At 41.6% G+C, this 15130-nt stretch carries 11 protein-coding genes and 1 tRNA gene; 2 read left to right on the forward strand and 10 right to left on the reverse strand.

Translation table 11 applies throughout. The features are described 5' to 3' along the window. Positions 1-69: 69 nt before the first annotated feature. From lepB to thrS, 7 genes are all read right to left on the reverse strand, one after another. Positions 70-555, reverse strand: a complete 486-nt coding sequence (gene lepB / locus JCM15548_RS23015) for a signal peptidase I (protein WP_227625463.1) — start codon at positions 553-555, stop codon at positions 70-72. A 5-nt stretch (positions 556-560) separates the two neighbouring features. Continuing rightward, the gene (locus JCM15548_RS04400; RefSeq protein ID WP_227625464.1) at positions 561-1508 is read right to left on the reverse strand and encodes a S26 family signal peptidase; all 948 of its coding nucleotides are present in this window, start codon (positions 1506-1508) and stop codon (positions 561-563) included. An 11-nt stretch (positions 1509-1519) separates the two neighbouring features. Next, positions 1520-2233, reverse strand: a complete 714-nt coding sequence (dapB, locus tag JCM15548_RS04405) for a 4-hydroxy-tetrahydrodipicolinate reductase (protein ID WP_062122653.1) — start codon at positions 2231-2233, stop codon at positions 1520-1522. Between the two features lie 194 nt (positions 2234-2427). Further along, the gene (gene rplT / locus JCM15548_RS04410) at positions 2428-2778 is read right to left on the reverse strand and encodes a 50S ribosomal protein L20 (RefSeq protein WP_062122655.1); all 351 of its coding nucleotides are present in this window, start codon (positions 2776-2778) and stop codon (positions 2428-2430) included. A gap of 102 nt (positions 2779-2880) precedes the next feature. Beyond that, complete coding sequence (gene rpmI / locus JCM15548_RS04415) at positions 2881-3078, reverse strand: 50S ribosomal protein L35 (RefSeq protein WP_062122657.1); 198 nt, start codon at positions 3076-3078, stop codon at positions 2881-2883. 31 nt (positions 3079-3109) lie between these two features. Then, positions 3110-3664 (reverse strand): translation initiation factor IF-3, encoded by a 555-nt coding sequence (gene infC / locus JCM15548_RS04420; RefSeq protein WP_262486886.1) that lies wholly within the window; start codon positions 3662-3664, stop codon positions 3110-3112. A gap of 160 nt (positions 3665-3824) precedes the next feature. Beyond that, positions 3825-5768 carry a threonine--tRNA ligase gene (thrS, locus tag JCM15548_RS04425; protein ID WP_062122661.1) on the reverse strand — a complete coding sequence of 648 codons (1944 nt, stop codon included), beginning with the start codon at positions 5766-5768 and terminating at the stop codon, positions 3825-3827. 351 nt (positions 5769-6119) lie between these two features. Between thrS and JCM15548_RS04430 the strand changes: the two genes are divergently transcribed. Both JCM15548_RS04430 and JCM15548_RS04435 read left to right on the forward strand, forming a co-directional pair. Further along, positions 6120-8309 (forward strand): S9 family peptidase, encoded by a 2190-nt coding sequence (locus JCM15548_RS04430; RefSeq protein WP_062122663.1) that lies wholly within the window; start codon positions 6120-6122, stop codon positions 8307-8309. A 117-nt stretch (positions 8310-8426) separates the two neighbouring features. Further along, positions 8427-8513, forward strand: a tRNA-Leu gene (locus JCM15548_RS04435). 429 nt (positions 8514-8942) lie between these two features. Here JCM15548_RS04435 and brxL read toward each other — a convergent pair. From brxL to JCM15548_RS04450, 3 genes are all read right to left on the reverse strand, one after another. Beyond that, the gene (gene brxL, locus JCM15548_RS04440; RefSeq protein ID WP_062122665.1) at positions 8943-10982 is read right to left on the reverse strand and encodes a BREX system Lon protease-like protein BrxL; all 2040 of its coding nucleotides are present in this window, start codon (positions 10980-10982) and stop codon (positions 8943-8945) included. A gap of 2 nt (positions 10983-10984) precedes the next feature. After that, positions 10985-13543, reverse strand: a complete 2559-nt coding sequence (pglZ, locus tag JCM15548_RS04445) for a BREX-1 system phosphatase PglZ type A (protein WP_062122667.1) — start codon at positions 13541-13543, stop codon at positions 10985-10987. Between the two features lie 134 nt (positions 13544-13677). Further along, positions 13678-15129 (reverse strand): ATP-binding protein, encoded by a 1452-nt coding sequence (locus tag JCM15548_RS04450; RefSeq protein WP_062122669.1) that lies wholly within the window; start codon positions 15127-15129, stop codon positions 13678-13680. Between the last annotated feature and the right edge of the window lies 1 nt (position 15130).

Genomic DNA, 15130 nt, shown 5'->3' on the forward strand with positions numbered 1-15130 from the left:
TCAGGATGCAAAAATAGCAGAGTGAGGCAGTTGATGGGCCCTACTCTGCTATTTATTATTGTTTGGTGATTAATTGTTTCTTACAAACTTGAAAAACCGGTCCCATCGGATATTGCCCGGAAATCCTTTGTCTTTGTTCAGGGAAAGCCAGACCAGGACGGGGCGACCGACGATGTGGTCTTCGGGGACAAAGCCCCAGTAGCGGGAGTCGGCCGACTTGTGGCGGTTGTCGCCCAGCATAAAGTAGTAGTCCATATTAAAGGTGTAACTACTTGTGGCTTCTCCGTTGATATAAATGGTGTTGTCTTTTACTTCGAGGGTATTGCCTTCGTAAGCCGTAATGATGCGCTCATACAGCAGCAGGTTGTCCATGGTCAGTTCTACGGTAGCGCCTTTCTCTGGCATGAGAAGGGGTCCGTAATTGTCGCGGCTCCAGTTGAAGTGCTGACTGTAAGGAAATACTTGCATGCCGGAGCCGTTGGAACGGGACTGGTCCTTCTCCAGTGTTTTGACAAATTCATAGCCTCTAACCCTCTCTGCCATTTCTTCGGTCATGGGTATCAGGTAATGGGGCCCATGCCGGCTTCACGTCGGTCATCCTCTGAAATGCCCAAACGTTCAAAAAATCGCTGTTTCAACAAAGTGCCATCGGTGATCAGATGGTAATTGTGCTGCAGATTTTCGGGATTTTCAACCGCTTCTCCGTCGATGTATATTTGATTGTTACGCATTTCAAACAATTGACCCGGCAGGGCTACGCAGCGTTTCACATAGTTGTCGCGGCGGTCTACCGGCCGATAAAGCACATCGCCAAAGTCCTGCGCATTATTGTACACAACGTTTCGGCCCAGCTCATTCACGAACATGCGCATTTTGAATTCCGAGTTGAAATCCTGGCCTTGTAACAAAGAGGGGTTTTGCGCCAGCTGACTGGTTCCTATTTCGCGTATGGTGACGTAGTAGTCGGGATTGGTCCGGTAAAAGGCAACCGTATCACCGGTGGGAAAGTTGAACACCACTATGTCGTCACGCTCTACTTTACCAAAACCTTTTAATCTTTTGTATTCCCATTTGGGCCAATCGGTGTATGATTTTGAATTGGTAATGGGGAAGGTGTTTTGCACCAAAGGGAAAGCAATGGGGGTCATTGGCATGCGTGGACCGTAGGCCACTTTACTGACAAACAGGTGATCACCTACCAACATGGTTTTTTCCAACGAGGAGGTAGGTATTTTGTAGTTTTGGAACAGAAACAGGTTGATGATGTAAACGGCCACCAGAGCGAAAACCAGGGCATCTACCCATTCCACCCAGGCCGATGGCTTTTTGCCATCTTTGCCTTCTTTCCAAAATCCCCAGGGAACTATTTTGCTGATGTAGATATCAAACAGGATGGGTAAACCCAAGAGCAACCAAAAATTGCCAATCCAGATAACGGTTAGAATGTAGGCCAGGGCAGCGATGCCAAATCTTATTTTCTTAGCCAGGGGTACGTTTTGTAGGTTCATTGGTCTATTTATTAAAACTTAAGCATCTCCTTCATGGTCAGGAATCCCTTATTTTTTGCTGTGAATTCTGCTGCAATTACGGCTCCAAGTGCAAAACCTTCACGTGATTTAGCGCTGTGGTGAATGGTGATTTCATCGACTTCAGACTCGTATTTGATGGTGTGGATACCGGGTACGTCTCCTTCGCGGATGGCCTTGATTTCAATGGCCTTGTCGGACGATTGCTTGTCCAGTTCCCATTTGTCTTTGCGGTCGATGTTCTCAATGAGGTCCTCGGCCAATGAAATGGCTGTACCGCTGGGCGCATCGAGCTTTTGTGTGTGATGCACTTCGGTCATGCCCACTTTGTAATCCGCCTGGGTATTCATCAACCGGGCCAACTGACGGTTTAACTCGAAGAAAATATTAACACCTACACTAAAGTTGGAGGCATAAAAGAAGGTTTGTCCCTTTTCACAATGCGCTTTGATATCCGGCAGCTTGTCGAGCCACCCGGTGGTACCTGAAACAACGGGCAGATTGTGTTTGAAACATGCCATATAGTTGTCGTAGGCAGCTTCTGGCCTGGTAAATTCAATAACCACATCTGCTTTGGGAAATCCGGAGGCAGAAAAATCCTCACCATTAAAGGGGTCTATACGGGCGACTATTTCATGTCCGCGTGATTCAGCTATTCTTTCAATGGTTTTACCCATTTTACCATATCCAATCAGTGCAATTTTCATACGTAAATAATTTGTTTTCTTTTGCAATTTCTTTGATGCTTACAATATGGATGCCATTTTTGATCCACATCTCACAAAGATATAAATTTGAGGACAGATATCAGACCTTTGGGATTAGAAAATGGTAGTAGACGAAAAAAGCGCCTTCCTAAGGAAGACGCTTTTTATATCTGGTATTAAACCCAAGGGTTTAATTATGCTTTCGTTGCTTTGCTAACAACCGCTTTGAATGCTTCCGGATGGTTCATCGCCAAATCGGCCAAAACTTTACGGTTGATGCGGATATCTTCTTTCGCTAAAAGGCCCATTAACTTACTGTAAGATAAGCCTTCCATGCGGGCAGCAGCATTGATACGCTGAATCCATAACGCTCTGAACTGACCTTTTTTACGTTTGCGGTCACGGTAAGCGTATTGTTGACCTTTTTCCCAGGTGTTCTTGGCAACGGTCCATACATTTTTCCTTCTACCAAAGTACCCTTTGGTGAGTTTTAAAATCTTTTTTCTACGTGCTCTTGAAGCAACAGCATTTACTGATCTTGGCATTTTTTACTGTTTTTCGAATGGTTAGCGTTCCTTTTTTGGAATCTTTTTCAGCTAAGTCACTCAGATTAATAATTGATGATCAAAGAAAGTCTGAAATCGGGACTATTTCATGGCCAATAAAAGCTTGACATTGCTGATGTCTGCTTTGTGTACCAGTGTTGAATAAGTCAGATTTCTCTTTCTTTTCGTGGCTTTTTTGGTCAAAATGTGACTCTTAAAAGCGTGCTTGCGCTTAATCTTTCCGCTTCCGGTGATGGTGAACCGTTTCTTAGCACCGGAATTCGTTTTCATCTTTGGCATTGTAATATATATTTAGTTGATTAATGAGCAACTATTTTTTATTGGGCTTGGGCGAAATGAACATGGTCATGCGCTTTCCCTCCAATCGGGGTAACTGTTCAACTTTTCCAAGTTCTTCCAAATCCTGCGCAAACTTAAGCAAAAGAATCTCTCCTTTTTCCTTAAACAAAATGCTTCGTCCCTTAAAAAACACAAATGCTTTTACTTTTGACCCGCCTTTTAGAAAGCCTTCTGCATGTTTCAGCTTAAAATTGTAGTCATGATCATCTGTATTCGGTCCAAAACGAATTTCTTTAACCGTTACTTGTACGGCTTTTTGTTTCAGCTCCTTTTGTTTCTTCCTTTGTTGGTAAAGAAACTTTTGATAATCAGTGATTCTACAAACTGGGGGGTCGGCTTTGGGTGAAATTTCCACCAAATCCAATTCAAGGGCATCAGCCAGTTTTAATGCTTCGCTTGTTGAGATGACCCCGGGATTTTCAATATTGTCACCCACCAGGCGTACCTGCGGTATGCGAATCATATTGTTGATCCGATAATTGAATTCATCTCTTTGGGGTTGTCCCGGATTTCTTCTTGGTCTTATAGTCCAGTCCTCCTATTTTTAGTGAATACTACGGTTAATTGTATGCTTTATGCTATTGTTTTCAGCCTGCAAAGATATATAATCATAGTCAGACGAGTAAATATCTGTCGATTTTTTTTACCGATCGTCAAAAAATGCCTGAAATGATCACTTTTTCTGCTTAAGCATCAATTTCCTTCAGCATATTCTCTACTTCTTTGTTGATGAAATGGGCAAATTCATCAATTTTCATGGTGCCCTGATCGCCTTCGCCCTGACGACGCACCGAAATGGTACCGTCTTCGGCCTCTTTTTCGCCCACAATCAACAGGTAAGGAATACGCTTTAACTCATTGTCCCGTATTTTCTTACCAATCTTTTCGTTGCGGTCGTCCAGAATGCAGCGAATATCGGAATTGTTCAGCAATTTTGAAACGTTTTGGGCGTATTCGTTGTATTTTTCGCTGATGGGCAATATCACAGCCTGTTCGGGCGTCAGCCACAAGGGGAATTTGCCGGCAGTGTGCTCTATCAGTACGGCCACAAAACGCTCCATACTGCCAAAGGGGGCACGGTGAATCATGATGGGACGATGCGCGGCATTGTCCTGACCAATGTATTCCAGTTCAAAGCGCTCGGGCAGGTTGTAATCTACCTGAATGGTTCCCAACTGCCATTTGCGACCGATGGCGTCACGCACCATAAAGTCGAGCTTAGGTCCGTAGAAAGCGGCTTCGCCGGTTTCTACCACGGTGTTGAGTCCCTTTTCGCTACAGGCTTCTATAATGGCCGATTCCGCCTTCTCCCAATTCTCGTCTGAACCAATATATTTCTCGGTGTTGTTGGGATCGCGCAATGATATTTGTGCAATGTAATCTTTGAAATCCAGTGCATTAAAAATGTAAAAGATAATGTCAATCACCTTTTTGAACTCATTTTTAAGCTGGTCGGGTCGACAAAATATGTGGGCATCATCCTGCGTAAAACCACGCACCCTGGTCAGTCCGTGCAACTCACCACTCTGCTCATAGCGGTAAACGGTACCAAACTCCGCGTAGCGGATGGGCAGATCACGGTAGGAGTGGGGACGGGCCTTGTATATTTCGCAGTGGTGCGGACAGTTCATGGGTTTCAACAGAAACTCTTCGCCTTCGGCAGGTGTGTGAATGGGCTGAAAGGAGTCTGCGCCGTATTTGGCATAGTGACCGGAAGTCACGTACAGCTCTTTCTGACCGATATGTGGGGTGATCACCGGCTCGTAACCGTATTTTACCTGAACTTTTTTCAGGAAGGACTCCAAACGCTCGCGCAGTTTGGCGCCTTTGGGCATCCATAAGGGGAGTCCCTGACCCACTTTGGCACTAAAGGTAAAGAGGTCGAGTTCCTTACCAATTTTACGGTGGTCGCGCTTCAGCGCTTCTTCTAATTGCACCAGGTACTCTTCCAGCATTTTTTGCTTGGGAAAGGTAATGCCATAGATGCGGGTGAGCTGCTTGCGCTTTTCGTCGCCGCGCCAGTAGGCGCCGGCCAGACTCAGTACTTTAACGGCTTTGATGGGCTCTGTGCTGGGTAAGTGGGGACCGCGACACAAGTCGGTGAATTGTCCCTGCTCATAAACACTGATGGTGCCATCTTCCAAATCGCTTATCAATTCTACTTTGTAGGGGTCGTGACTGAAGAATTTCAAGGCGTCCTCCTTGGCGATGTCACGTCGCTTGTATTCATTTTTCTGACGCGCCAGTTCCTGCATTTTCTTTTCAATCTTTGGCAGGTCTCCCTCTGTGATGGAGACGCCATCTCCCGGATCTACATCATAATAGAAGCCGTTTTCAATGGCGGGACCAATCCCGAATTTGATGCCGGGATACAGTTCCTGCAAGGCCTCGGCCAATAAGTGGGCCGAAGAGTGCCAAAAGGCATGCTTACCTTCTTCATCTTCCCATTTGTGCAATTTGATGCTGGCATCTGTTTCAATGGTCCGCGTAAGATCCCACAGTTGGTCATTAACCGTTATGCTCAATACTTCTTTAGCCAGACGGGGGCTAATGCTTTGGGCGATGTCGTAACCGCTGACGCCTGCTTCGTATTCACGGACCGACTGGTCGGGAAGTGTAATCTTTATCATGATTGGATTTTATTGTCAGTTTGAAAAACACGCAAAGATACATATTTTGCACGGCTTGTAAAAACCACCCAGCGATATTTTCAAGGGCCATCCGGCTATATTTTACCTGTCCACCCGATGATCTATGGTAAATGTTGCAATTGATTGTGTCCATTGATGCAATTAAGTGCATCGAATGATGCAATGGCCTGCGTCCTTTGGTGCAATTGGCTTCGTCCATTGGTGCAATGGATTGTTTTTGTTTCGCAGACAGGATATTTCTAGATATTATCAGTGCTTGGGATTGGTGGTTTGGACTGGTATTTGATATCTTTGTGAATGATTTTTAAGAAAAACATAATTAATTAAGAAATGATGAGAATTTGGTTGTTATTCCTGTTGGTTGCGTTGGCATTGAGCGCAACTGCTCAAAATAAAAAGGCTGAACTGGCCGATTTTGTCACCAAAGGGACCTTCACTGCCAAGGGCATTGAAAAAATGAAACCCATGAAAGACGGGGCCCATTATACGGTTTTGGAGGCGGGTGGACAAAAAGTGGTGAAGTATGCCTATGATTCCAAAAAGCCGGTGGCCGTGCTGGTGGATATACCGCAGTTGAAGCAATCGACCATTGAGTCGATTAAGGATTATGAGTTCAGCGGGGACGAAACCAAGCTGCTGGTCTATACCAACCGCAAAAACATCTACCGCAGGTCTTTTACGGCCGATTACTATGTGGTGGATATCACCCGTAAAGAGATCGAGCCGCTTTCGGATAAGTCTCCCCAGCAAGCCGCTGCCTTTGCGCCCGATGGTTACAGTGTGGCTTTTGTGCGGAACAACAATTTGTTTATAAAGAATTTGCGTTTCAAAACAGAAGCCGCTATTACTTCTGATGGTGCCAGGGATACCATTATTAATGGCGTGCCCGACTGGGTATACGAAGAGGAATTTGCCTTTAACCGTGCTTTTGAATGGTCGCCCAATAGCGCTGAAATCGCCTATATCAAGTTTGATGAGCGTGAGGTCGATCAGTTTCAGTTTCCTTTGTACCAGGCATCTCATCCTGCTTTGGATCAACATGAACTCTATCCGGGTGCCTACCGCTACAAGTATCCCAAAGCCGGGCAAAAGAACTCCCGCGTGAGTGTGCATGTTTTTAATATTCGTCACCGCACCACCAAAAAAATGGATGTGCCAGGTGAGGATATTTATATACCGCGCATCCAATGGACCACCAATCCCGAGCAACTTTCCATCGTTACCTTGAACCGCCGTCAGGATCAGTTGAATCTCTATTTGGCTAAATCGTCCTCAGGGGTGGCCCGCTCGGTGCTCACAGACAGAAACAGCCAATATATCAGTTCTGAGGTGCTCGATCACATCATCTTTTTGGAAGACGGTGCGCATTTCGCTTATGTGGCTGAGCTGGATGGTTACAACCACATTCACCTATACGGCATGGATGGGATCAAAAAGAATCAGGTCACCAAAGGCGAATGGGACGTGACGGAATACTACGGCTTTGATGCCCGCAACAAGTTGTTCTACTTTCAGGCAGCAGCGGTGTCGCCGCTGCAACGCGAAGTCTATTCCGTGCGTATGGATGGTTCACGCTTAACGCGATTAACGCCTCAGGATGGAACCAACAAAGCGTGGTTCAGCAAGGATTTCAGTTATTATATCATTGAATATAATAGTGTGGAAACCCCATCCGTGTATACGGTATATGATAGTAGGGGACGTCAGCAACAGGTGCTGGAAGACAATCAGGTATTGGTCGAAAGGGTCAATGCTCACGCATTGCCCAAGAAGGAATTTTTCTCCTTCGAAACCGAAACGGGCGTTAAGCTCAACGGATATATCATTAAGCCTTTGCAGATGGAAGCTTCTAAGTCGTACCCGCTTCTGATGACCCAATACAGTGGTCCCAATTCGCAGCAGGTGCTCGATAAATGGGGCAAGAGCTGGGAGCACTATCTGGCCTTGCAGGGCTATGTGGTGGCCTGCGTGGATGGCCGGGGGACCGGTGCCAGAGGCGAGGCCTTTCGCAAGCAGACCTACATGCAATTGGGTAAACTCGAAAGCGACGACCAGATCGATGCTGCCCGTTATTTGGGAGCGCTGGACTATGTGGATGCCGATCGCATAGGGATTTATGGTTGGAGTTATGGCGGATTTATGACCTCCCTCGTAATGAGTCGTTCCGATTTATTTAAGGCCGGCATCGCAGTAGCACCCGTCACCCATTGGAAATTCTACGACACCGCCTACACTGAGCGTTTTATGCGCATGCCGCGTGAAAATCCCAAAGGTTACGATCAGAATTCACCCATCAATCTGGCCGATGATTTGCATGGACGCTTGTTTCTCATTCATGGTACAGCCGATGACAATGTGCATGTGCAAAATGTAATGGAATATGCCGATCGTCTGGTACAGGCTGGCAAACAGTTCGATATGTTCATTTATCCCAACCGCGATCATGGTCTCAGAGGGGGTAACGGCAGAATGCATTTATATCAGATGAAGCTTGATTTTCTCGACCGTCACCTGAAATAGAAAATTTAAAGGTTTGCTGAACAAGGGATTGTTAGAAACAATGTTTTTTTTAATTCAAAAAGTCTTGTAAAAACATTATTCCTTTTTATATTTGCAGCGCTGAAAACATCAGTGCCCGCCCAGATGGCGAAATTGGTAGACGCGCTAGTTTCAGGGACTAGTGTCCGTAAGGATGTGCAGGTTCGAGTCCTGTTCTGGGCACCAAAACACCCCCTAAGTAGTTAACACTTAGGGGGTTTTGTTTTTTTTGGGGAACGTGTAGGGGAACGTTTTATTGAAAAAAGGTTCTTTTAACCTTTGGTCAAGCATAAACTTTTGAGTCACCCGACTAAAAATCTATACTTTTTGTGTATACTGTCTAACTGCGCAATGTATATACAATGTTTATACAGATAGTGAGTTGTTTCATAATGTGTTGGCTTTTATTTTAGCTAATTGTTAAAATTAAAAAGAGTACATAATTTGAAGAGAATACCATTGTCGCCTTAAAGCTGTCATATAATCCCTTGTTATTTGCATATTCCGTTAATACCGGACACCCGTACCGGATGTTTCCTTTATGGGCATCCGGATGCGTCCACTCCCTGCACCCATAGCACAAAGGACTTTTTTGCCCCTAATTGTATGCCTTATTCATTCCACATCTTTCAAATAGGTAACCTCAAAAGCCTTGCAAAATCTTTCCTCTTGTATATTATTGGCAAGATTGAACGGGTTTTTGAAGTCGTATGGTTGAAAAATATCTAAACCCCTATCCATACAAATTTTCCAACCAGTATTGGTCTCAATACTTCGTGCATGAAAACTTTGAGCCTGGTCAAATGCATATTCGAATAGTATTCCTGATCCATCAATGCTTTCCTTAAGCTGCTCCAGTCTTTCTTCTGTCTCAGTTTCCCTGAATTCATCATATTTGGTAATTAGTTTTAGTTCAATGTCCTCTCCTTCCTGTTTATTCTTTAATAGCATTTGAATAAATTCCATGAAGTTTTTTACTTGGTAGAACTGACGGATATAGGGGTCCAACACTGTTACTTGTGATGCACCCTTTATGTAAGGCACGAATAACTTCTCATAGCTAATTCCCTTTGCGTTTTCTTCAACAACCAAGTGCTTGCCAGACAATAGTTCTGAATTCTTTTTCTCATTGGGGATTGTTAAAGATTCAATGTATTTGACATCAACTTCAGCATCTCTTCCTTCTGTGACTTTACATAACGCCGGATATTGTTTTTCTTCTAAGGTTAAAATTGATATTGTTTTTTTATCATCCAAAGAAGTGTACGAGAAATCAACTTCTCCAAAGGTTTCGTCCATGATGACAAGCTGGTTTTTTACTCTACGTCTTCCTTCAAGGGCAAAGTCTAGGATTTGTTTTGCCTCTTCTTTCGAGCATTCACCATGAGGGAACATTATCTTGCAAAGGCCAGAGAACGTTTTCAATATTCCGGTGCGATCCCTTGTGGTAATGCTTTCTGATAACTCAAAATACTTACTGTAGATATGGGAGAAATCATCCTTTCGGAGCTCTTTTAATACCTCGGCTAAATAATCAACAATAAATCCGTAACCATCCGTAAATAATTCGTTACGTAACTTTTGTACTTCCCAACCAGGTAAGTAACAATGTATCCTGTCAAGAAATGCAGTGTCATAATATGCCTTGGGTAGAGCTTCAAATAAATCGGAGTGCTTCAACATGAAGGAAACAGAGTGTATCGTGTTGCCTACAAACGAGAATGAAGCAGTAGCTCCATAGGGTGTGCTTCCCCGCGAGAAGGTCTTGTTTGCCATGTAATTTTTCATGGTGTCAACCAGGTTCTTATCAACCTTTTTGGATATTCCGGCAAATTCATCAAAAGCAACATTATCCCAGTAACCCACCAACCCAATTTGGCCATTGCTATTATTTACAAACAATTTGGCCTGTGTAACTTCACCTCCGGAAATTAGCATGCCATGTGGCGACATCTCTGAAAAAATATGACTTTTCCCGGTTCCTTTCGGCCCCAATTCAATCAGGTTGTAATTGTTTTCACAAAAGGCAACCATTCTGCTTAATTGAATAAGTTTTCCTCGGAAATTAAATTGCTCAGGATTAAGACCAATGCTTTGCATAAGCAGGTCAATCCATTCATCCTTGGAGAAATGGGAACGTAAGGATTTGAATTCTTCCAAATCCACATGGGATATTTGTATCGGTTTTAACGTTTCAATAATCCATGGTGATCCGGTATTGTCATCACCGCCCACATATCCCATATTGATAATACACCATACGCCAGATGTAAGTAACTTTTTGTGTGTTTTAACAATCTCGTTGCCTATGGTAACTTTTTTCAAACCTAAGTTTGAGAATTCTGCCTCGTATGTACCCTTTTTATCATTTAATTTTGCGGATACCTTATCTATTATCCGATGGTTGCCGTTGGTCAGAATATCATGCTTTACACTTTCGGCTTCATCCCGATGGACGAAGTGTTTTTTGATAATGCCCTTTACCGTCTCAACACCTTGTTTTACAATCTCATCATCTGAAGATGCACAATGTTGACCCAATAGATATTCTAGTACATAGGTAGGTACCACCGCATTTCCTTTTACCAGTTTTGTAAGGTCTTTTCGTACCACCTTACCATCGAAATGCTGTAATATTTTTGCTTTTAGTTCCATAGCTAAAATTCATCTTTTTCCATGAGTGAACTAATCTTAATCAAGTCGTTAACAACTACCGGATTTAATCTGGATTTATCATTCTTATTAAATGCTTTTAAGTATCCAAAACTGGCTTTTGAACCTGCTGAATTCAGTGAGATAATTATCTCAAATAGTCTTTCTTTCGGATTGCCTGAAACTGAATTTAGATGCTGTTCTGCTTCATTAGAGAGCAATTCACCAGTATCGGAAAACAAGCCAAAGACAAGTTCTGCACTTTTGTATTCATTGGATACGGGTTGGTCTTGAATCACAATCACCTTCATGCTGCCAGTAGATATTTTGTCAGTATTGTCAATTCTTTTAAAGGATACAGTTTGCTGGGTTTTTTTGGCGTGTTTGTAGAATTTAATCACCGGCGTAATCAATTCTTGAAGGCTTGCACCACCATGAACAAACTGAATACCAACATTTCCTTGTTTCCGGTATCGGTTTATAGCTCTGGGAACAGCTACTTTTAAGTCTGTTTTAATATTCGTAGTTTCCTTAAGATTGAACTGGTAGCCATCAACTTGCCCTTCAAAATCATCTGCAACAACAAAACGGACATGGTCTCTGCCATATCCCTTTATCTTTGGTAAATTTTCTCTGCTTGTTTCGGGCAGTTCGTTGTAATTGAATAAAAATCCGTGATCAGAAGTAACCAATACATAAGATATACCTAATTCCCCAGTAATATTCCGAATTAACCATTTTAAGTCTTCAACAGCTTTCTCGGTAGCTTCGAAGGTTTGATGTTCTGTTCTTCTTTTGTCTCCAATGGCATCAATCCAATCGTGATAGATGTATGTGATTTTATTTTCTTTGAAGAAAGCTCTCTTTTTCAGTTTGGTCATTTTCCTCACCTCAGAATAATCAATTGTTGCGCTTTCCTTTTCTGTTGCTTGTAGTATGGCTTGTCGATTTGAGCTTACCGTTGATTTACCATTAATTTTAAAAATTAAATCGGTTTCGCCCTTTTCGATGCTCAAACCGGAACCAGGCAGCAAGTTAGCCATTCCAATATTGGTATAAGATGGAATAGAAGCCAGGCAAGGCTCTATGGTTAAGTTGTTTTTACTATCTGCCAACAAATCATCAAACAATTCATGACCCAACTCATATCTTAAAGCATCTGAGATGATTACGACCATTTTAAAATCAAAATCCTTCAAATTATTCTTGTAGAAGTCGTATTGTTTATTGACGTTTATGGAGCTATAATTGAAATTCTGTTTGTTTAAGGTCTGTTGCCATTCAACGTTCAACTCTATTAAGTAGCGGTCGTATTTTTGGTTGAGTAATTCAAATACTTCTAAAGCCACATCTTCAAACTCGTATAATCGGTCTTGTACTTTGTCATATGCAATTACCGCCTTCCGGTAGTTATAATCCACTCTATGTAGTTCGTTCGTGTATTTTTCTATAAAATCATTGGTCTGATTAAACTTGAATGAGCGATACTTATTGAGAATTGAATAAACTGCACCAGTATGATATATAAACCCTATTTGTTCTCTCAGCTCATCTGACAATGATTTAGAACGCAACCATCTTATGCATTCAGTCTTGATGTGTTCCGGATTGTTTACAACACCAAGGTATAGATCCTTTATTAGATTTGAAAGCATTTCACTGGAGTAATATCCAAACTCTTGGTCGCTTCCGTACCAGGCAATTAAGTTTTCAGTATTAATATCTGAGGCTACATTGGAAAATACAATATCAATTGTTTCTTTCAAAGTGGGGTGGTTTTCCCAATCCTGAAAGAAAGCCTGTAGTTTGTTAATTTCTGAGGCTCTGGTTAATTTAAGTTTTGCGTAAGTATCCTCTTTTGCCGGTTTATCTATAAAGGCAGTTAGTATATTGTATTTTAGTTTTCGGGTAAAACCAATTATTACATCTCTGGTCCATTCCTTGTCGCTGGTATTCAGCAATATATTAAACCAATTGAGTAAATCTTGTTCCAATTCAAGCTGCTTTAGCAACTTCTCAGTTTTGGCAAATTCCTTTTCATCGTTAGCTAATGATAAACATTTTGCCATGCAGCTATTTCTGTCAGCTACGGTATTAAAGTCAAGAGACAAGGAGATAAGGCCAAGTTTTAAACTTGATGGACTAAAATGGGCGGGGTCTAAAATTTTTGCTAGTTTCTTTTGGTTTGTTTTGGGTTTGAGTTGTTTGATATACCGCTTTATAAGTGGTAGGTGGTGATCAGGTAGTTTATTATCTGCAAGAAATTCCGAGGCATCGTCTAGCCTTAATTCTGAATTTGCTTTTAGCAAATCGAGCAAGGGATACTTTTTTATTTCTTTCTCATCGGGCTTGGGGAATGGATGATAGATAAATATTTCTTGGTTTGGCCACTCAAATTCAATTCTGTATTTTAACTCAAAATAATTTTGAGTTACTTCAACAACCTTTAATCCTGAGTTTGAAATCTCTTCTAACTCGCCCCTAAAAGAGCCATCTGTGTCAAAGTAAAAAACTAAAGGCTTTTTACTTTGATTTATAATATTTCGTATTTTATCGACTACCACTTTTTTAAGATTAATGTTTGATAGTAAAAGACAATTAAAATGTTCCTTAATTGTCTCGATTTGTTCCTTAATGTTTGTAAGGTGTTGAAAACATGTCTTATATCTGGACAATAGCACTGTTCCTTAAGTGCTCATCAAAGTTTCTTAAATACAAAACTTGCGTTTCTATCTCTCTGCTTTTTGCTTAACCTGTCTAATATTTCACTTTTTACAAATTGATTCAAATAAATTCTTATAGTTTTCTCGTTAATACCTGTGGAAACAACTAAATCGTCAATCGTTGCCTGGTTATTGTAAAATAAAAATTGGAGTATTTTTCTCTGGGTTTCATTAAAGCTTTTCCATTGGTTCTGAATAGATAAAAGGACTTCATCAGGAATGGTTTTAGTGTGCTGGCTAACCTTATTCCTTAAAATTAAATAGACATTTCCATTGACCTCTTTATACTCTGGTTTTGATAGCATAGATGCTTCCATTGATTTGTATATTCTGGAAACACCTTCATTTAATTGCCTAACAAACCCCATATCTTCTAACGCCCTAGCAATTCGTGGATTGCGAGCATAGCGTTCTGTTCTTATATTTTCAACGGTTACCTGAGCCGGTAAAGGACCACTATTAGATATTTCAATCCGATTGTCGAAATGCTTGACGTAAATAGCACTGCCATGTACATTATACGATCTGTGGCATAGGGCATTAACAAGGCCTTCAAGCCATGCATCTTCAGGATATTCCGGTACTTTGTTGAAACGACCCTGCTCTAAGTCAAGAAAGAAATAGTCTTTTAAGGATGCCTTCATAAAGTCTTTTACACTCCCGATTATTCGTGGAATATTATTCTCGAAGCGAACATCTTTCACCACGTTGTGTTCTGTACCTACCTGAGCATCATTGCCCTCGTATCTGATGTATCTTAAAGAGGCTGAGGTAATGTATTTTTCCGGGTCTTTTGCAAATAGAAGTATGCCGGCCTTTTTAATTTTATAAAAACCGTCTTTTTTTACTGCCAGGTGGCGCTTAGTCAGGAGTTCTAATATATCTCCTCGATAGTTAAGTTTCTCTTTATACCGTTCGAGAAGTTTTTTGTCTAAATCTTCAAAATCAAAGTCAGGTTCTATTTCATCTTCGTACTTCCTTATTAACTTATCGTATTCTAGTGCTTTTACATCGTTTCTATTTAATAACCTATTTTGGTCGTCAACCCTGAGGTAAATATTCTCATTGTCTTTCCTTTTGAATATTCGTTCAATATCCTGCTCTACATGGTATATAAAAATCAATTTTCCTTCAATGTCAACCTCTTCTATATGAATGTTGCAATAAGGGTCAATAAAATTTATGACCAAAGCTCTATAGTCGCTTAACTTATCTCCAAGTGTTTTTAAATCTTGGATTTGTCCGTCATCGGAAACCCCAAAAACCAACACCCCTCCATCGGCATTTAGCATACCAATTAGTTCTTCAGCTATTTTTGTAGGTTTGATATTTTTTTCGCCTATTCCTTTCCTTTCAAAGTACTGGTTCTCCACTTTTGTCTTGAGGTACTTCAAGGTTATTTGGGGATTAATATTTGAAACAACCATA

The sequence above is a fragment of the Geofilum rubicundum JCM 15548 genome (assembly GCF_000974365.1).
Lineage (GTDB): Bacteria > Bacteroidota > Bacteroidia > Bacteroidales > Marinilabiliaceae > Geofilum > Geofilum rubicundum.

Bases quoted from the DNA above. Each gene is read 5' to 3' on its own strand.
- rpmI (WP_062122657.1), bottom strand. From the start codon at position 3,078: ATGCCAAAGATGAAAACGAATTCCGGTGCTAAGAAACGGTTCACCATC.
- brxL (WP_062122665.1), bottom strand. From the start codon at position 10,982: ATGGAACTAAAAGCAAAAATATTACAGCATTTCGATGGTAAGGTGGTA.
- dapB (WP_062122653.1), bottom strand. From the start codon at position 2,233: ATGAAAATTGCACTGATTGGATATGGTAAAATGGGTAAAACCATTGAA.
- rplT (WP_062122655.1), bottom strand. From the start codon at position 2,778: ATGCCAAGATCAGTAAATGCTGTTGCTTCAAGAGCACGTAGAAAAAAG.
- lepB (WP_227625463.1), bottom strand. From the start codon at position 555: ATGACCGAAGAAATGGCAGAGAGGGTTAGAGGCTATGAATTTGTCAAA.
- JCM15548_RS04400 (WP_227625464.1), bottom strand. From the start codon at position 1,508: ATGAACCTACAAAACGTACCCCTGGCTAAGAAAATAAGATTTGGCATC.
- JCM15548_RS04430 (WP_062122663.1), top strand. From the start codon at position 6,120: ATGATGAGAATTTGGTTGTTATTCCTGTTGGTTGCGTTGGCATTGAGC.
- thrS (WP_062122661.1), bottom strand. From the start codon at position 5,768: ATGATAAAGATTACACTTCCCGACCAGTCGGTCCGTGAATACGAAGCA.
- JCM15548_RS04450 (WP_062122669.1), bottom strand. From the start codon at position 15,129: ATGGTTGTTTCAAATATTAATCCCCAAATAACCTTGAAGTACCTCAAG.